Below are 17187 nucleotides of genomic sequence, written 5' to 3'. Positions count from 1 at the left end.
GATTCTGCGGTTCGCCTACTGGTAGGCGAGGTTCATTATCCACTGCGTGAAGGCGTCGCTCTGCGGGTCGGCCTCCTCCTCACCGATGAACGGCGAGAGCATGTCGCCGGCCATGAGCAGCGCGAAGTCGAGGTCGGCGGCGACGGGCTCGATGAAGTAGGTGTTGTGCCCGTTGTAGATGGTCTCCTCGCGGTTGACCAGCTCCTTCTCGACGAGCGACTCGACGATGCGCGACCCCTTTCGCGACGACACGTCGAGCTTCTTCCAGAAGTCGCTCTGGTGGATGCCACCGGTCTCGCGGACGAGTTCCAGGCCAGCGAGTTCCTCCTCGGTGAGTTCCTCTTCGGAGACGCTCACTGCGACCACCCCGGAGTCGGCGTAGCAGGCATGGGTATCACACTACGAATTGCCGTCCGAACTCGCTTAAACCTGCCCTTCGAGGTCGACAGGTTCGTGACGCGTCTCGCACGGGGGGCCGTCCGCCCACCGGTAGTCGACGGTGTCACCCAGGACGAGGAGCGTCGACGAGCGCGTCCCGTACCGACCGTCGGGGTCGTGGACGCAGACGCCGAACTCGTGGTCGCCGAGGACGCCCGCGGCCCGGTCCCGCCACTCTGTCGCGGTCTCACCCTCGCGGGGCTCGAGTTCCGACCGGACCGCCCGGGCGTTGTCGGCCTGCTCGCGGGCAACGGCGGCCCGGTGAGTCGGAATCTCGAACCGGTCGTCCGCGCCGACGTTGACGACGACGTGGATGCCGGGGTCGAACGCGGTGCGGCTGAGCTCGCCGTCCCACTCGAAGAGGATGGCATCGGTGTCGTCGGCGACGACGAGGTTGAACCCCTGGTACTCGTGGGAATCGACTGCGGCCTCGACGAACTCCGCTGCTGCCCGGGCGCTCGGCTGGTCGAGTGCCTCGCGGACGAGCAGTCCGCGAGACCGCTCGCCCGCCAGGTCGGCGTCGACCCAGCGGTTCGTCACGCCGACGAACAACCCGTGCTCGTTGTAGCCGACCCAGGTGCCGCCGGCCTCCCTGTCCGTGGGTGCCACGACGACGGGGTCGGTCCCGACGACCGCCGGCGGATCAGCTGGTCGGTCGAGCAGCTCGTCGCGGTTGGCGGCGACGACGACCGGTTCGTCGAACACTCGCCACGCGATGGTGAGAGTACACACGAGCCGTCGTACGGGCTGAGAGACTGAAAAACGCCCGGTAGCGGTATCTTCGTACACCACCTATGGGTCGGTATGCGAGTCGCCGTTGCGGGGACGTTCAGTCCGATACACGACGGCCACCGCGAACTGTTCGAGACGGCCCTCGAGCTCGGCGCTGGAGGCGTCCTCGTCGGATTGACGAGCGACGCCTTCGCCAAGGAGTCGAGAGACAGGATGGTCCTGCCGTTCCCGTCCCGAGAGCGGTCGCTGAAACGGGAGCTGAACGACCTCGACCTGTGGGGGAGACCGCTCGAGATACGGAAGATAGCCTCGGAAGGAGCGTTCGCGGCGACCGAGAACGACCTCGACGCCATCGTCGTCTCTCCGGAGACGTACCCCGTCGTCGACGAGATAAACGAAGCCCGCCGGGCAGCAGAGCTTCCGGAGCTGGTCTCGATAGTCGTCCCGTTCGTCCTCGACGACCGTGGAGAACGGCTCTCGTCGACCAGGGTCGTCGCCGGTGAGGTCGACGAACACGGAGACGTTGTTCAGCACTGACCCCGGTCGCCACGCACTACCGCTCCTTACGTAACCGCGCTCTGACTGCCTCCCTGTCGACCGTTCCGGAGACCGTTCGCGGGAGCTCGGGAGCGAACGCGATGGTCTTCGGCAGTTCGAAGTCGGCGAGCCGGTCGCGACAGAATTCCTGGAGTGCCGCGGCGGAGAGTTCCTCGCTCGCCGCGACGACCAGAACAGCGACTCGCTCTCCCCATTCCTCGTCCGGCAGGCCGACGACGGCAGCCTCGGACACGTCCGGATGGGCCCGGACCGTCGAAGCCACGACCGACGGGTCGACGTTCTCGCCGCCCGTGACGATGCGGTCGTCGACCCGGCCGGTGACCCAGAGCAGCCCATCGTCGTCTCGATAGCCGACGTCGCCGGTGTGGAAGCCGCGGTCGGAGAACGCGGCACCGGTGTTCGCGTCGTCGAGATAGCCTGGTGTCACGGTCGGCCCCGAGACGACGAGCTCGCCGGGGTCACCGGTGTCACACGGCTCGCCCGTCTCGCTGAGCACCCGAACGCAGGTGTTCACGAGCGGTTGGCCGACGGTCCCTGGCGAATCGGCCACCTGTTCTGGCGTCGCCGTGGCTATCTGCGAGGCCGCCTCCGTCATACCGTAGGTAGGAAAGACGGGGACCCCGGACGCCAGTGCCGCCTCGAGCAGGTCGTGTCCGGCGGCTGCCCCGCCGAGCAGGACGAATCGAAGCGAGGTCGGGGCCGTCCAGCCGGCTTCGAGCAGTCGGCGGAGTATCGTCGGAACGAGCGAAACGCCCGTCACGTCGAATCGGTCCATCACTGCCGGCGTCTCTCTGGCGTCGAATTCGCGCTGGACGACCGTGGCAGTGCCGTACAGTGCCGACCTGACGAACGGGGCCAGCCCGCCCATGTGGTACGTCGGGAGACAGACGAGCCAGCGGTCGCCCCTCTCGACGCCGAGCCGGAACGCGGAGGCGGTCGCGCTCGCGAGCAGGTTGGCCACGGTGAGGCGCACACCCTTCGGGCGGCCGGTCGTACCGGAGGTGAACAGGAGCAGGAGGTCGGTGTCAGGGGTGAGTTCGGCCGGACTAACTGGCCGTCGGCCCTGTGGGGACTCGGCGCCGTCGGCCGTAGCGGGTGTCCCCATCGCAGCCACGTCGACGACCGGACAGCCCGCGGGGGCGACGGTCTCGGCCATCTCGCGAGTCTCGGCCTCGCACGCGAGCATGTCGAGGTCGGCACGAGCCGCCTGTTTGGCCAGTTCGTCCGCCGTGTTCCGGACGTTGAGGGGTACGAGTGTCGCCCCCCATCGCATCGCCGCGAACAGGAGCATCGCCACCTCGACGCGAGTGTCGCAGAGGACGCCGAGACGGCCGCCGGCCGGAACGCCGATGTCGCGAACAGCTTGGTCGACGCTGGCGTCCAGTTCCCGATAGGTCCAGGTATCGCCGGTCTCCGCGTCGACGAGTGCGGTTCGCTCCGGCGTCGTCTCCGCGCGAATCGTGACGAGGTCGCGAGTCGGCCAGTCGACCGGCGAAGTCTTCGGCCCGGTCGTCCGAGCCGCCGGAGCCTCTCCACCTGACGGCGAGCCGGTCACTCCTCCCACACCCCTCGAACGCCGAGTCCCGCCGCCTGCGGCACGCGGATCTCGCCGTCCTCGACCGGGCACGGGTCGGGACCGACGTCGGTCGAGAGCCACTCCGCGGTCGCCAGTCCGCTCGGCATGACGCCCGGGAGCGAGGCCGCGAGGTGGACGGCGGCGGTCCGGGCGACACAGGCGTCGATGGTCGTGGTCACGACACTCGCGACCTGGGCGTCGCGCGCCGCCAGGGCAGCCTGTCTCGCCTTCTCGACCCCACCGAGCGCCATCGGCTTGAGGACGAGCACGTCGGCCGCGTCCGATTCGAGGACGGACTCGACGGTGTGCTCGGCGAGCGATTCGTCCAGTGCGACGCCGACGGGGCCGGGCCGGTTCCGGAGTGCCGCGTGGCCGGAGAGGTCGTCCGGGTCGAGTGGCTGTTCGACGAACTGGAGGCCGACATCTGCGAAGCCGTCGAACGCCGCTTCGGCCTGTTCTCGGGTCCAAGCGCCGTTGGCGTCTGCTCTGAGGCTCAGCCCGTCGCCGACCGCCTCGCGGACGGCGGACACCCGCTCGACGTCGGTCTCGACGTCCCGGACGCCGACCTTGAGCTTCACGCAGTCGAACCCTTCCTCGACGGCCTGCTCGGCAGCCCTGGCGGTGTCCTCGGGCGCCGCATCACCGACCGTCGCGTTGACCGGAACGGTCTGGCGGGTCGCCTTCCGACCGAGGAGCTTGTACAGCGGTCTGTCGTGCTGTTTCGCGCGGAGGTCGGCCAGCGCGAGAGATATCCCGTGACGGGCAGCCGGATTCGCCGCGAGGTCCTCGCGGAGTGCCGCTTCGTCGTTCCGGATGCGTTCTGTCGCGTCCGCCAGCGCGGCACGGCAGTCCGCGAGCGATTCGGTCCAGCCCGGGAGCGGAGTGGCCTCGCCGTAGCCGGTGTGTTCGCCGTCGCTGACCCGCACGAGGAAGCCCTCGCGCTCGGTCATCTCGCCCTTCGCGGTCGCGAGCGGTCGGGCGAGCGAGACGTCGAACTCGCGGAACTCGGCGTCCATCAGGCCACCCCCGCGGCGACGAAGCCGAGTCCGAACAGTATCGCGTACACCGCGAGCAACTTCCCGACACGTTCGAGCGTCGGATTGAGCGCCTCGCCGTCGGTTCGAGTGAGTACCGTCTTCGCCGTCTTCGCGGCCAGCGGCAGCGAGAGTAGCGGCGCGAGAACTGCCGCCGGGACCTCGTAGGCCAAGACGAGGACGACGGGTGTCAGGTACGCGAGCGCGAGCATCGTGAGGAACTCACCACGTGCGAAGCCGTAGCCGAAGGCCACTGCGAGGGTCGTCTTGCCCGTTTGAGCGTCCTCTTCTCTGTCTCGGACGTTGTTGACGACGAGGATGTTCGTCGAGATGGCCGCGATGGGCAGGCTCGCGAGGGCGGCGACCGTGAGCGTCTCCGGGTCCATCGGGGCCAGCCCGGTTGCGAGCGGGCCATAGGTCGTCGCGGCTGCGGCCGCCTGCACGTAGTAGGTGCCGACGACGGCGACGACGCCGAAGAAGACGAAGACGAACAGGTCGCCGAGGCCGTTGTAGCCCAGCGGGTACGGCCCGCCGGTGTAGGCGATGCCGGAGAAGACAGAGAGCAGGCCGATTACGAGGATGGGAACCCCACCCACCCAGACGAGGTAGGTCCCGGTCAGGACCGCGATGGCGAAGGTGAGCAGCATGGCTCGTCTCACCTCGCTGGCGTCGATGAGCCCCGACTGTGTGACACGGGTGAAGCCCTGTCGGTCCTCGGTGTCCGCGCCCTGGACGGCGTCGTAGTAGTCGTTCGCGAAGTTCGTCCCCACCTGGATGAGCGCCGCCCCTACGAACGCCATCAGGGCCGGAAGCGGCCGGAAGACGTCGCCGTAGTAGGCGACGGCCGTCCCGACGATGACGGGGGCCGCGGCCGCCGGTAGGGTCTGTGGCCGCGCGGCCATCACCCACGCCTTCGTCCGCGAGATGTCCGCAGTCGCGTTCTCGGTCATTGCTGGCGGGTTGGGACCGTGTCCGCAAAAGGGTCACTGTGTCGTCGGGTCGGTGCCGTCGATGCTGCAGGCCTCAGTTCAGCGACCGTTCGCCCGTGCTGACGACCTCTCCGTCGTGGCCGCAGGGTCGGTCCGTCCCGGGGTCGAACGCGAGGTTCCCGTTCTCGTCCGAGAACGCGACGACGGAGACCCGGCCGCCGGTTTCCGGGTCGATTCGAATTGGCTCGCCGTCGACGGCCAGTGCCTGGTCGTTCGAGTTCGTCGATTCCTTCACGCCGACGACTTCGTTCCCGTCGAGGACGACGAACAGGACCGTACTGTTCCCGTCGATAGTGTAGCCGATTTGCACCTCGTCCGACTCCCAGCCGTTCGGCGGCTTCCAGAAAGCAACGGAGGAGACACCGCAGGTCGTCGGCTCTCCGAGGTCCCTCGAGACGGTCGTTCCGGGGGATGCTTCGCTCGGCTCGACGGGGTCGTCGGCCTTCGATTCGGTGTCGGTGGGGTTCGCACCGGGGACCAGCGGATCGCTCACACAGCCGGCGGTCATCAACAACAGACAGCACAGCAAGGTGGGGAGGGCGTGTCGCATACTCTCGTCTTCGTTCGGAAACCCGATAAATACCTGTCAAGCTAAAACGACGATTGCAGCCTCAGACGAATCCCGCGAGCGTCCAGCCGGCCGCGACGGCCGCCAGTGACAGCACCAGATTCCCGAGCGCGTTCGCAACCGCAGCCAGTCGCTTCCCATCTGTCCACCGGTCGACGGTCTCGAAGCTGAAGCTGGAGAACGTCGTGAAGGCGCCGCAGGCACCGGTTCCGACGAACAGCGCGAGGTCCTGTCCGGGCGCAGCGGCGGTCAGGAAGCCGAGGACGAGGCTGCCGACGACGTTGACAGTCAGGGTCGCCCGCGGGACCGGGTCGCCGGCACGTTTGAGGTGTGAGTAGACCCAGTGACGGAGGAGTGCGCCGAGGGCCCCGCCGAGGCCGACGAGGTAGGCGGGCGCGATGGTCGACATCAGCCGACCACCTCCGACAGGGAGTGTCCCATCACGCGTCCACGCTCTTCCTGCTCGCGGGCGCGCCGCGCCGTCACGCGTCCACCTCCGCGGCGAACGAGAGGGCGAGCCAGCGTCCGAGCAGGACGCCGGCGAAACCGAGCGCGTAGTTCGCGCCGACGTTTCCGAGAACGAGCGCCAGCGAATCCGTCCCGGCCTCGAACGTCTGGACGGCGAACGTGCTGTAGGTGGTGAACGACGAGAGGAAGCCAGTGCCGACCGCGACACGCAGCTGGCGAGAGAACACGCCGACGTAGACCTCTTCGTAGAGGACGAAGCCGAGCAGGAGACAGCCGCAGACGTTGGCGGCGAGGGTCCCGGCGAGCCCGAACCCGAAGGGACCGAGCGCACCGTCGACGACGAACCGGGCGTTCGCGCCGGCGAAGCCACCCAGGGCGACGAGCGCGAGCGTCTCGACGGTCGCCAGGGGGTGGTCGTCGCTCATCTGGCGGCAGTCGCGCGGGACGTCACAAAAATCCGCCGAGTTCCTCCCTTCCGGACTTTCGACTGTTCGTTGCTCGCGAACGCGGCCAAGACGGCCGGAGAACCGTTCTGCCTGACACCCGGAACTCGTTCGTTAGAAGACGTACTCGTCTTCGTGGCCCATCATACCATCGTCCTCGAACCCGCCCGCGGGTTCGTCCTCGTCGATGGGGCCGGAGGTCTTGTACGCCTTGAGTCCGGTCGACAGCAGGTCCTTGATGGCTTCTTCGCGGTTGACGAACTCGCCGCGTTCGACCATCTGTGCAATCTGCATCTCGAGGTGTTCCGGGATGTTAATCTCGACTTTCGGCATCGTTGGTTGGGCTTTCGGTGATGGGGTATTTAAGCCTGACGGGGAGATATATCGGCCGGTGGCGAACTGCTCTCTGCGGGCGGTTCCGTCACGACTACAGTCGTTCACTGCCGAGTGTCGGGTATGACCGTCAGAGACGTGACCGACCTCTACCAGGAGTTCGGTGACGACCGGCTCCCGCCCGGCCAGCGCGAGACCTCGAAGTTCCCGGTTCTTTCGAAGAGCGGAACGCCCCCGTGGGACCCCGAGACGTGGGAGTTCACGGTGACCGGTGCGGTCGACGAGGAGCTGACGTTCTCCTGGGACGAGTTCCGTGACCTGCCGAGCGAGACGCAGCGACAGGACTTCCACTGCGTCACGGGCTGGTCGAAGTTCGACTGCGAGTTCACCGGCGTCACGTTCACCGAACTGGCCGAACGGGCCGGCGTCGACGACGACGCCTGTCACGTCATGTTCAGCGGGATGGACGACTACACGACCGACCTCCCGCTCGAGCAGTGCATGCGCGACGAGGTCATGTTCGTCTGGGCGTTCGACGGCGACGAGCTTCCGCGGGACCACGGCGGGCCGCTCCGGGTCGTCACCCCACACCGATACGCGTACAAGGGTGCGAAGTGGGTCGACGGCGTCGAGTTCCTCACCGAGCCCGAGCGGGGCTACTGGGAGCGCCGCGGCTACTCCGACAGCGCCAACCCCTGGGAAGAAGAGCGGTACAGCTAATCTTCCACGCGTCGCTCGCAATGGACAGGTTTTAGCAGACGTGTTACCCAGCTTTCGCCAATGGAACGAGCGCGTAGCGAGGGCCCGGCGGTGACCCCGGCGATGCGCGAGGAGGGCGTTCTCGTCAGCCGGAGTCGCCGGATAGACGACGTCTCTTACCGGGCGTTTCTCGCCTCTCGCGAACCGCCACGCCTGCACTGGGCCGGCCTCGACGGGATGGAGCTGGCCGGTGCAGGCACCGCCGCGCGACTCACCGCGAGCGGACACGAACGCTTCGCGTCGATACGAGAACGCGCGACAGCCCTCTTCTCCGACGCCGATTGTTCGAACACGGACGCCCCGCGTCCACGCCTCGTCGGTGGATTCGCCTTCGACGAGAGGCACGAACCTGCCGACCCGTGGGTCGGCTTTCCCGCTGCGGAGTTCCTTCTCCCGGAGGTACAGCTGACCCGAACCGACGATGGAACGTGGCTGACGGTCAACCGGTTCGGGACGGACGTCGACCCGGCCGCTGTCGAGGCACAGCTCGACAGGGCGGCGATGGCCGTCGCCGAGTTGCCTGCGATGCGCCCCAGCGGCGGCTCCCCCGGTGTCGTCTCCACACGGCGGACGACCCCGAAAGACCGCTGGATAGAGATGATTCGCGACGCGACCGACCGCATCAACTCCGGCGATCTGCAGAAGGTGGTCCTCGGCTGCGCGCTGGAGGTCGAACTCGCGAACGAGGTGGACCTGCCGGACGTGCTCGAACGACTGCGGCGGACTTACCCGAACTGCTTCCGGTTCCTCGTCCAGCCGACCGAGGAGGCCGGCTTCCTCGGCGCCCCGCCCGAGCGGCTAGTCAGGAAGACGGGACGGTACGTCGAGACCGAGGCCCTGGCCGGCTCGGTCGGCAGGGGTGGCACGCCGGACGCTGACGCCGCGTTGGCGCAGTCGCTCGTTGACTCTGAGAAGATACAGCACGAACAGCGGCTCGTCGTCGACGCCATCTGCGAGCAGCTCGCCCCGCTCGGGGACGTCACAGAGGGTTCACAGACGGTCAGGAAGTTGAACAACATCCAGCACCTCCAGACGCCGATATCGGTCGACCTCGATTCGGACCGCCACGTCCTCGACCTCGTCGAAGCGCTCCACCCGACGCCGGCCGTCGGGGGACTTCCGCCCGAGGTCGCAGCGGAGACGATTCGCGAAGTCGAATCGTTCGCCCGCGGCTGGTACGCCGCACCCATCGGCTGGTTCGACGCGGACGGCGACGGGGAGTTCCTCGTCGGCATCCGGTCCGGACTGGCCGGCGGGACGCGGGCGACCCTGTTCGCCGGGAACGGCATCGTCGGTGACTCCGACCCACAGGAGGAGTGGGACGAGATACAGCTGAAGTACCGCCCGCTGCTCGACGAACTGGAGTGACAATGCCCGGCGACTCCCCCAACCGCAGCGACTCCCCCAACCGCAGCGACTACCCCAACCGGAACGTCCTCTGGGCGAGGACGCTGGTCGAGGAACTCGTCGCCGGCGGTCTCTCGGCGGTCTGCATCGCGCCCGGCAGTCGCTCGACCTCGCTCACCGTCTCGTTCGCCGAACACGACGGCGTCGAGGTCTTCTCACACCTCGACGAGCGGTCTGCAGCGTTCTTCGCGCTCGGTCGAGCGCGCAGGACCGGCGAGCCGACCGCACTGGTCTGTACCTCCGGCACCGCCGCGGCGAACTTCCACCCGGCTGTCGTCGAAGCCGACCAGGCCAGGGTCCCGCTGCTCGTCCTCACGGCCGACCGGCCGCCCGAACTCCGGGACTCGGGCGCGAATCAGACCATCGATCAGGAGAAGCTCTACGGCTCGGCAGTCCGGTGGTACCGGGACCTGCCGGAGCCGGAGGCGACCCCGCGGAAACTCCGTCGCCTGCGGACCGATGCCGCGAGTGCGCTCACTTCGGCGACCGGGACACCGAAGGGACCGGTCCACCTCAACTGTCCGTTCCGGAAACCGCTCGAGCCGACCGATGTACCCGGAGACGTCCCGGAGGACTGGAACGAGGGAGACGAGCGTGCAGCCGTCGGCCGCGTCGGTTCGTCCGGTGAGCGTGTTCCCTACGTCCGTCGGACACAGGGGCGGCCGACGCTCTCGGACGCGGACCTCGAGACGCTGACGGCGGCCATCGACGACGCCGAGACGGGACTCATCCTCGCGGGCCCAGCCGACCCAGCGAGCACCGGAGAGGACAGCGCATCGGCCATCGCCGCACTCGCACGCGAGACGAACTTTCCCGTACTCGCAGACCCGCTATCGGGCCTGCGGTTCGGCCCGCACGTCCTCTCCGCCCCGGTGCTCGGGGGCTACGACGGCTACATCGACGCGCTCGACGTCGACCCCGACATCGTCGTTCGGTTCGGGGCGTCGATGACCTCGAAGGTGACGCGGAAGACGGCCGCATCGTGGGACGCCAGACAGGTGCTCGTCGACCCAGCCGGGCAGTGGCGCGACGCCGAGTTCGTCTGCTCCGACCTCGTCGTCGCCGACCCGGCGGCGACCGCGCTCGCACTCGCCGAGGCGGTCGACTCGCCCGGTGATTCGGACTTCCGAAGCGAGCTCGTGGCGACCGACGGCCGGTACTGGAGCACGCTCGCCGAGGAACTCGGTGCGGCCGAGACGACGCTTGAGGGCGCTGTCCTCCACACGGTCTTCGCCGACGCGCCCGACCCGACCACCGTCTTCGTCTCGAACTCGATGCCCATCCGCGACGCCGACCGGTTCGGCGCACCGCGCGCCGCCGACCTGACAGTCCTCGGAAACCGCGGGGCGTCCGGTATCGACGGCATCGTCTCGACCGCCCTCGGTGCCGGCTCGGCGACCGACGACGACCTCGTCCTCGTCACCGGTGACCTCGCGTACTACCACGACATGAACGGTCTGCTCGCGCTCTCGCGATGCGACGTGGACGCGACCATCGTCTGCCTGAACAACGACGGCGGCGGCATCTTCCACCTGCTCCCCATCGAGGAGCACGACCCACCGTTCACGGAGCAGTTCAAGACACCACACGGGCTCGACTTCTCGGCCACTGGTGAGCTGTACGACCTCGACTTCCGTCGGGTCGAACCGGCCGAGTTCGACCAGGCGTATCGGGACGCGCTCGCGAGCGACGGGACGACCGTGGTGGAGGTCGACTTCGACGCCGAGACGAGTCATCGGACACGGGAGGAGCTGGCGGAGGCGGTCGTGGACCGACTCTGAGACGCGGCCAACCACGGTACCGCCTCTCGATTCTGCCAGACGATTTATTATACCCTACAGGAGAGTCCACGGTATGAAGCGACGAGCGGCGCTCGCGGCACTGGCGAGCGCGATGAGTGGGGCCGGCTGTCTGCGGTTACAGGAGGCAAACGGGGGCGTCTCTGAGCAGGAGCCGACGGCCGCGGTGGAGCCCCAGTCGGACGACGGGACGACCACCGGGGATACCCAGACGACGAGCGAGGTTACGACCGGGGAGGAATCGTCCACCGAAGACGGTGGCGTCGATGGACCTCCCGTGACGGGGACGAGCCGCTCCATCGGGTACGATACGGCGAACACCGGCTTCTACGATGCCACCGGCCCCGTGGAATCGCCCATCGAGGCGTGGACGGTCTCGTTCTACAACCCGATCAAGACCGTCCCAGCTCTTGTCGACGGCACACTTTACGTTGGTGCCGACGGGCTCACAGCGAGAGACGCACGCACCGGCGAAGAACGATGGTCCACGCACATCGGCGGAAACGCGTCCCCGGTCGTCTCGAACGGGCTGGTCTACTCGTCCGATTACGGGACTGTGGCCGCGTTCGACCCGGAATCGGGCGAGCAGCAGTGGAACGAGCGCGAAGACGCTGCCGGGCTCACCGTGGTGGATGACCTCGTACTCGCGGGTGGAAAACGCGGTCTGGTCGCATTAGACGCCGATATCGGGGCTGTGACCTGGCGGGCCCTCACCGACGTCGAGGTCGATACCGCTCCTGCAGTCGCTGGCGACGTCGTCTACGTGGCCGACCGGCCCAGCGACAGACCCGGCCGAATCTACGCGCTCGACCTCGCAACGGGTTCGGAGCGGTGGCGGTACGAAGTCGGTGAATCCGACGGCAGCGGCTCGTACTACTACTTCACCGGCGAACCGGTGTACGACGACGGGACGATCTACGCGAGCTGTGAGAACCGTGTGACCTACGCCATCGATGCGGAAACGGGCACGGCGCGGTGGAAGACGACGCTGAGCGGTGGACAGAATCCATCACCTGCAGTCACGGCCGATGCCGTCTACGTCGGGCACGACGGTGGGACGGTGACCGCGCTCGACCGCGACACGGGAGAGAAGCTGTGGGAAGCCAGAGAGAACACCGGCTCCATCGTCTCGCAGGTGGTTGCAACGACCGAGAGCGTCTTCACCGTCGGCGACTCCGGCCTGCTCGTCGCCTACGACCGGTCGAACGGGCAGGTCCGCTACAGGCTCGGGCTCACCCGGGCCAGAACTCGGGCTGGCCCGCTCGTCGTCGACGACTGGATATTCGTGGGTGACGGCGACGGCACGCTCCACGCCTTCACGTCGGCGAACTGAGCACGCGCGAGAACAGTATCGCGTAGCCGAACGGGACCCAGCACGCGCCGACGACGAACAGATTCATCAGGGAGAACAGGTTCACGCCGGCTGCGAACAGCAGGACGGGAACCACGAGACTCAGTGCACCGAATCCGACGGTCGACACCCGCGGAATCGTCAGCAGGTAGCCGAGCAACAGCAGGGTACACGCGCCGACGGTGACGTTCACGGCGAGGCCGAACCCGGGTGCGACGGTCGCGTAAGCCAGCACGGGGTAGAGCAGGAAGATGGAGCCGACGACGACGGCGGTGTTCTGCGTGAGACCGATGGGCTCCGGGTCCGTGGCGAGCTCCTCCTCGTCCCAGTCGTGGACGGAGAACCCCTGCCACTCGTTCGCCTTCCCTTCGGCAACGTGCTCGTATCGGCCACGGGTCTCGCGGCGGGCACGGCTCTCACTGCGGCCACGGTCCCCCCGACGGGCACTGGCACCGTCACTCGCGTCGGCGCTCCTCCGGTCCGTCGGCTCCTCCTCGTGCGACGCCGAGTCGAAACTGTAGCTCCGACGCGAGGCGTTGCCCGAGTCGGTCGCCCGCCGGTCGGCGCCAGCCCCGCGGCTCGTCCGTCGGTCACTGCTCTGGCGGCGGTTCGTCTGACGACGCCCGTTCTGGCGTCCGTCGGTCCGACGACGGTTAGTCCGACGCCGTCTCGACCGCGTTCGGCCGCGAGAGCCCGACGACCGTGATGCCGCCTCGCTCTCCCCTGGCCGGGAGCGCTCTCGACTGGCGCTCCCGTCACCAGCCCGGCCGAACATGCGCGTGTAGGAGTTGTGTCCGAGTCGGTCGTACCGTGCACGTTCTTCCGGGTCTCCCAGCACCTCCTCGGCGTCGGTGACCCGGCGGAACTCGTCTGCGGCGTCGGGCGCGTCGTTGAGGTCCGGATGCGTCTCCTTGACTCGGCGGCGGTAGGCCGACCGTATCTCCTCCTGCGACGCGTCGCGTTCGACACCGAGCACGTCGTAGAACGTCTCCGTCATTCGAGATGTCGTTGCGCCAGCTACGCCCCTCCTCCCCAAAACAGTTCTTGCCACTGGTGACGCGGCACGGTTCGACACGGAAGCAGGTTTGAAATCCCCGGCAGTGTTCAGTGTGAACGTGCTCGACCCTGCCACGCTCGTCGCGTTCGTTCCGGCCGCCATCGCGGTCGTGCTCGCGCCCGGTCCGGACACGATGTTCGTGCTGTCACGCGGACTCGGTGGCGGCCGGCGGGCGGGCGTCGCCGCGGCCTGTGGCACGGCGACCGGGGTTCTCGTCCACACGCTCGCCGCCGTCGCGGGTCTATCGGTCCTCCTCCAGACGTCCCAGGTCGCGTACGCCGTCGTGAAGTACGTCGGAGCTGCCTACCTCGCCTACGTCGGCATCCAGACGCTCCGGGACCGCGAGGGGTTCGACGTGACGCCTGGCGCAGAGGACAGCGGCTCCCCCCGAGACGCATACCGACGGTCGGTCGTCGTCAACGTCTCGAACCCGAAGGTCGCCGTCTTCGTGTTGGCGTTCCTCCCGCAGTTCGTCCCCGCAGGTACCGCAGCCCCCGTCGAGATGGCGACGCTCGGCGTCGTCTACGCCTTGTTGAGCCTGGCGTACCTCGGACTGTTGGCGGTGTTCGCCGGGCGTGCGCGGTCGCTCGTCGCCGAGTCAGAGCGACTCCCCACCCTCCTCCGCGGGGTCAGCGGGACGGTCCTCGTCGGGTTCGCCGCACTGCTCGCCCTCGACGGCCAGCACGGCTGAATCCCGGGTGGCTCGGTCGCCGGTCTGTCGCGGGCGTCGCCCGTAGCGACCGCCGGTCCGTCTCGACCAGGATTCGCCGCGGCAGGACGGGAACCTATTTCCCGACACCGACCGGACTCTCGCGACATGGTTTCGGAACTCTTCGACGCGGACCGGTGGGAACCCATCGACCTCGACTTCACCGACATCACCTACCATCGCGCCGTCGACTCGGGCACCGTCCGAATCGCCTTCGACCGACCCGAGGTACGCAACGCGTTCCGCCCGGGAACCGTCGACGAACTGTACCAGGCGCTCGACCACGCGAAGCGACAGACGGACGTCGGCTGTGTCCTGCTGACGGGGAACGGTCCCTCCCCGAAGGACGGCGGCTGGGCGTTCTGTTCCGGCGGCGACCAGCGCGTACGGGGCGGCGCCGGCTACGAGTACCAGGGCGACGACGCCGACAAGGAGTCGGCCTCGAAGTCCGGTCGGCTACACATCCTCGAGGTCCAGCGACTCATCCGGCACATCCCGAAGCCGGTCGTCTGCGTGGTCCCCGGCTGGGCGGTCGGCGGCGGCCACTCCCTGCACGTCGTCTGCGACATGACGCTCGCCTCGAAGGAGCACGCGAAGTTCCTCCAGACCGACCCGGACGTGGCCAGCTTCGACGCCGGCTTCGGGTCGGCCTACCTCGCGAAGCAGGTCGGCCAGAAGAAGGCGCGCGAGATATTCTTCCTCGGGAAGACCTACTCCGCCGAGGAGGCCGCGGACATGGGCCTGGTCAACGAGGCGGTGCCCCACGAGGAGCTGGAGGAGACCGCGCTCGAGTGGGCGGAGACCATCAACTCGAAGTCGCCGACCGCGATGCGGATGCTCAAGTATGCGTTCAACATGACCGACGACGGCATGATCGGCCAGCAGGTTTTCGCCGGCGAGGCGACCCGCCTCGGGTACATGACCGACGAAGCCCAGGAAGGACGGGACGCATTCGTCGAGAAGCGCGACCCGGACTTCGACGACTACGAGTGGCACTACTGAGCGCAGAGAGCAAGCGTTAAGCGCGGAGCTACAGAACCGCCGCATATATGCCAACGACCCTGCCTGGGCCGACACTCGGCGTCGTCGGCGGTGGGCAACTGGGGCGGATGCTCGCCGAGGCCGCGGGACCGCTCGGCGTCGATGTGGTTGTACTCGACCCGACGCCCGACTGTCCTGCATCGGCGGTCTGCCGCGACCAGCTCGTCGCCGACTTCGACGACCAGGAAGCGATCCGCGAACTCGCTGAGAGAGTGGACTTCCTGACGTTCGAGATAGAACTCGCCGACCAGACCGCACTGAACGAGGTCAGCGAGGCGACCGGCGTCCCGTGCCATCCCGACCCGGCGACGCTCGAACTCATCCACGACAAGCTCCATCAGAAGCGCGCGCTCGCCGACGAGGGGATTCCGGTCCCCGAGTTCCGGGCCGTCGAGACGGCCGACGAGCTTCGCGACGCCATCGACGAACTCGGTGCGCCCGCGATGCTGAAGGCGCGAACCGGCGGCTACGACGGCCGGGGGAACGTCCCGGTCGAGTCCCGCGAGGAGGCCGACGCGGCCATCGACGCCGTGGCCGGTCCCGCGATGCTGGAAGAGTTCGTCGACTACGAGCGTGAGGTGTCGGTCATCGCGGTCAAGGGTGACGACGAGGTCGCGACCTTCCCCGTCGGCGAGAACGTCCACGAGGAAGAGATTCTACGAGAGACCGTCGTCCCGGCTCGTTCCTCCGACGCGGTGCTCGAAGAGGCGAAGGCCGTCGCCGAGGACGTCCTCGACCTGATGGTCGGCCGTGGCGTCTACGGTATCGAACTGTTCGAGACGCGCGAGGGAGAGATACTCGTCAACGAGATCGCCCCGCGGCCGCACAACTCCGGCCACTGGACCATCGAAGGCTCGCTCACCTCGCAGTTCGAGCAGCACGCCCGGGCGGTCCTGGGCTGGCCGCTCGGTGCCACCGACTTGCGTTCCCCGACCGTCTCGAAGAACATCCTCGGGAGCGGTGACGAGTCTCGGCCGGCAGAGCTGACCGGTGTCGACGCGGTGCTGTCGACTCGCGGAGCAGCGATGCACTGGTACGGCAAGCGCGAGGTCCGGCCGCTGCGGAAGATGGGCCACGTCACTCGCGTCGCCACCGACGACGAATCGACCGACGAACTGCTCTCGGCGACCCGCGACCTCGTCGCGGAACTCGACTTCGAATGACCGACGAACTCCAGTCACTCATCGACGACCTGCACGCAGAGGCACAGCGCGACCGCCCGGCCGAGGACACCCCCGACGTGGGCATCGTCATGGGCTCGGACTCCGACCTCGACGTGATGATGGGCTCCGAGGACGGCCGACCCGGTGCGTACGACGCCTTCGTGGACGAACTCGGTTTCGCGGAGGTCACGGACTTCGACGACGCACCGGACGAGCGGTTCACCTTCGAGACGTTCGTCGTCTCGGCCCACCGGACGCCGGAACTGATGTACGCGTACGCGGAGACGGCGGAGGCTCGCGGCATCGACGTCATCATCGCCGGGGCCGGCGGCAAGTCGGCGGACCTGCCGAACATGACCGCCTCCATCGCCTATCCCCTGCCGGTCATCGGGGTCCCGGTACAGGAGAAGTCGGTCGACTCGGTCATCGGGATGCCACAGGGTGCGCCCCTGACCGCGGTCGACGCCGGGAAGTCGTTCAACGCGGCACTGTCTGCGGCGATGATTCTCGCCCGCGAGCACGACGAACTCCGCGAACGGCTCGTCGACTACCACGAGGGACTGAAGGGAGACGTCGCGCGGACCTCCCGGTCGCTCCACGAACTCGGGACGCCCGGTTTCAAGGCACGGCGGGACTAGACGCTCCGAAGCTCGAGGAGCGACTGGGAGGACCGGGTATCCGTCCACCGGACCGGTCCGGAACCAGGAATACCCCGTCCTTTTATACGTTCTCACGGGTGTCGTTCGCACTTCTTGCACCGCA

At 67.9% G+C, this 17187-nt stretch carries 19 protein-coding genes; 9 read left to right on the top strand and 10 right to left on the bottom strand.

Annotated features, from left to right (window positions below):
* Window positions 1–15: 15 nt before the first annotated feature.
* Both ACSC1Y_RS14435 and ACSC1Y_RS14430 read right to left on the bottom strand, forming a co-directional pair.
* Window positions 16–366, bottom strand: a complete 351-nt coding sequence (locus ACSC1Y_RS14435; protein ID WP_435335619.1) for a helix-turn-helix transcriptional regulator — start codon at window positions 364–366, stop codon at window positions 16–18.
* 57 nt (window positions 367–423) lie between these two features.
* Window positions 424–1170 (bottom strand): NRDE family protein, encoded by a 747-nt coding sequence (locus ACSC1Y_RS14430; RefSeq protein WP_435335618.1) that lies wholly within the window; start codon window positions 1168–1170, stop codon window positions 424–426.
* A gap of 72 nt (window positions 1171–1242) precedes the next feature.
* On the opposite strand from ACSC1Y_RS14430, the gene ACSC1Y_RS14425 reads away from it, so the two are divergent.
* Window positions 1243–1707, top strand: a complete 465-nt coding sequence (locus tag ACSC1Y_RS14425) for a phosphopantetheine adenylyltransferase (protein ID WP_435335617.1) — start codon at window positions 1243–1245, stop codon at window positions 1705–1707.
* A 16-nt stretch (window positions 1708–1723) separates the two neighbouring features.
* On the opposite strand, the gene ACSC1Y_RS14420 is transcribed toward ACSC1Y_RS14425, so the two are convergent.
* The 7 genes from ACSC1Y_RS14420 to ACSC1Y_RS14390 form a co-directional block, all read right to left on the bottom strand.
* Window positions 1724–3283, bottom strand: coding sequence for a class I adenylate-forming enzyme family protein (locus ACSC1Y_RS14420; protein WP_435335794.1), 1560 nt, complete (start codon window positions 3281–3283; stop codon window positions 1724–1726).
* A complete protein-coding gene (menC, locus tag ACSC1Y_RS14415) occupies window positions 3280–4320 on the bottom strand; it encodes an o-succinylbenzoate synthase (RefSeq protein ID WP_435335616.1) in 1041 nt (346 codons plus the stop codon). The genes ACSC1Y_RS14420 and menC overlap by 4 nt, the downstream gene beginning before the upstream one ends.
* Window positions 4320–5240 (bottom strand): 1,4-dihydroxy-2-naphthoate polyprenyltransferase, encoded by a 921-nt coding sequence (locus tag ACSC1Y_RS14410; RefSeq protein ID WP_435335793.1) that lies wholly within the window; start codon window positions 5238–5240, stop codon window positions 4320–4322. Before ACSC1Y_RS14410 ends, menC begins: the two co-directional genes overlap by 1 nt.
* A gap of 121 nt (window positions 5241–5361) precedes the next feature.
* Window positions 5362–5877: a hypothetical protein gene (locus ACSC1Y_RS14405; RefSeq protein WP_435335615.1), complete on the bottom strand. Its 516-nt coding sequence runs from the start codon at window positions 5875–5877 to the stop codon at window positions 5362–5364.
* A gap of 61 nt (window positions 5878–5938) precedes the next feature.
* Window positions 5939–6304 carry a fluoride efflux transporter CrcB gene (gene crcB / locus ACSC1Y_RS14400; RefSeq protein WP_435335614.1) on the bottom strand — a complete coding sequence of 122 codons (366 nt, stop codon included), beginning with the start codon at window positions 6302–6304 and terminating at the stop codon, window positions 5939–5941.
* Between the two features lie 73 nt (window positions 6305–6377).
* Window positions 6378–6788 (bottom strand): fluoride efflux transporter FluC, encoded by a 411-nt coding sequence (locus tag ACSC1Y_RS14395; RefSeq protein ID WP_435335613.1) that lies wholly within the window; start codon window positions 6786–6788, stop codon window positions 6378–6380.
* A gap of 132 nt (window positions 6789–6920) precedes the next feature.
* Complete coding sequence (locus tag ACSC1Y_RS14390; protein WP_435335612.1) at window positions 6921–7139, bottom strand: ribbon-helix-helix domain-containing protein; 219 nt, start codon at window positions 7137–7139, stop codon at window positions 6921–6923.
* Between the two features lie 123 nt (window positions 7140–7262).
* On the opposite strand from ACSC1Y_RS14390, the gene ACSC1Y_RS14385 reads away from it, so the two are divergent.
* The 4 genes from ACSC1Y_RS14385 to ACSC1Y_RS14370 all read left to right on the top strand — a co-directional run bounded on the left by ACSC1Y_RS14385 (window position 7263) and on the right by ACSC1Y_RS14370 (window position 12437).
* On the top strand, window positions 7263–7859 hold the full coding sequence (locus ACSC1Y_RS14385) for a sulfite oxidase-like oxidoreductase (protein ID WP_435335611.1): 597 nt from the start codon (window positions 7263–7265) through the stop codon (window positions 7857–7859).
* A gap of 60 nt (window positions 7860–7919) precedes the next feature.
* A complete protein-coding gene (locus ACSC1Y_RS14380; protein WP_435335610.1) occupies window positions 7920–9266 on the top strand; it encodes an isochorismate synthase in 1347 nt (448 codons plus the stop codon).
* A gap of 2 nt (window positions 9267–9268) precedes the next feature.
* The gene (menD, locus tag ACSC1Y_RS14375; RefSeq protein WP_435335609.1) at window positions 9269–11086 is read left to right on the top strand and encodes a 2-succinyl-5-enolpyruvyl-6-hydroxy-3-cyclohexene-1-carboxylic-acid synthase; all 1818 of its coding nucleotides are present in this window, start codon (window positions 9269–9271) and stop codon (window positions 11084–11086) included.
* A 73-nt stretch (window positions 11087–11159) separates the two neighbouring features.
* Window positions 11160–12437, top strand: a complete 1278-nt coding sequence (locus ACSC1Y_RS14370; protein WP_435335608.1) for an outer membrane protein assembly factor BamB family protein — start codon at window positions 11160–11162, stop codon at window positions 12435–12437.
* On the opposite strand, the gene ACSC1Y_RS14365 is transcribed toward ACSC1Y_RS14370, so the two are convergent.
* Complete coding sequence (locus tag ACSC1Y_RS14365; protein WP_435335607.1) at window positions 12421–13452, bottom strand: DnaJ domain-containing protein; 1032 nt, start codon at window positions 13450–13452, stop codon at window positions 12421–12423. The two genes, ACSC1Y_RS14370 and ACSC1Y_RS14365, sit on opposite strands and share 17 nt — an antisense overlap.
* A 118-nt stretch (window positions 13453–13570) precedes the next feature.
* On the opposite strand from ACSC1Y_RS14365, the gene ACSC1Y_RS14360 reads away from it, so the two are divergent.
* From ACSC1Y_RS14360 to ACSC1Y_RS14345, 4 genes are all read left to right on the top strand, one after another.
* Window positions 13571–14203 (top strand): LysE family translocator, encoded by a 633-nt coding sequence (locus ACSC1Y_RS14360; RefSeq protein ID WP_435335606.1) that lies wholly within the window; start codon window positions 13571–13573, stop codon window positions 14201–14203.
* Between the two features lie 126 nt (window positions 14204–14329).
* Window positions 14330–15223, top strand: a complete 894-nt coding sequence (locus ACSC1Y_RS14355; RefSeq protein WP_435335605.1) for a 1,4-dihydroxy-2-naphthoyl-CoA synthase — start codon at window positions 14330–14332, stop codon at window positions 15221–15223.
* A 47-nt stretch (window positions 15224–15270) separates the two neighbouring features.
* Window positions 15271–16425 carry a 5-(carboxyamino)imidazole ribonucleotide synthase gene (locus ACSC1Y_RS14350; protein ID WP_435335604.1) on the top strand — a complete coding sequence of 385 codons (1155 nt, stop codon included), beginning with the start codon at window positions 15271–15273 and terminating at the stop codon, window positions 16423–16425.
* Complete coding sequence (locus ACSC1Y_RS14345; protein WP_435335603.1) at window positions 16422–17063, top strand: AIR carboxylase family protein; 642 nt, start codon at window positions 16422–16424, stop codon at window positions 17061–17063. The genes ACSC1Y_RS14350 and ACSC1Y_RS14345 overlap by 4 nt, the downstream gene beginning before the upstream one ends.
* Window positions 17064–17187 lie beyond the last annotated feature (124 nt).

The sequence above is a fragment of the Haloarchaeobius lipolyticus genome (assembly GCF_051208015.1).
In the GTDB taxonomy this organism is placed as follows: Archaea; Halobacteriota; Halobacteria; order Halobacteriales; family Natrialbaceae; genus Haloarchaeobius.
This window is presented reverse-complemented; position numbering and strand designations above follow the sequence as displayed.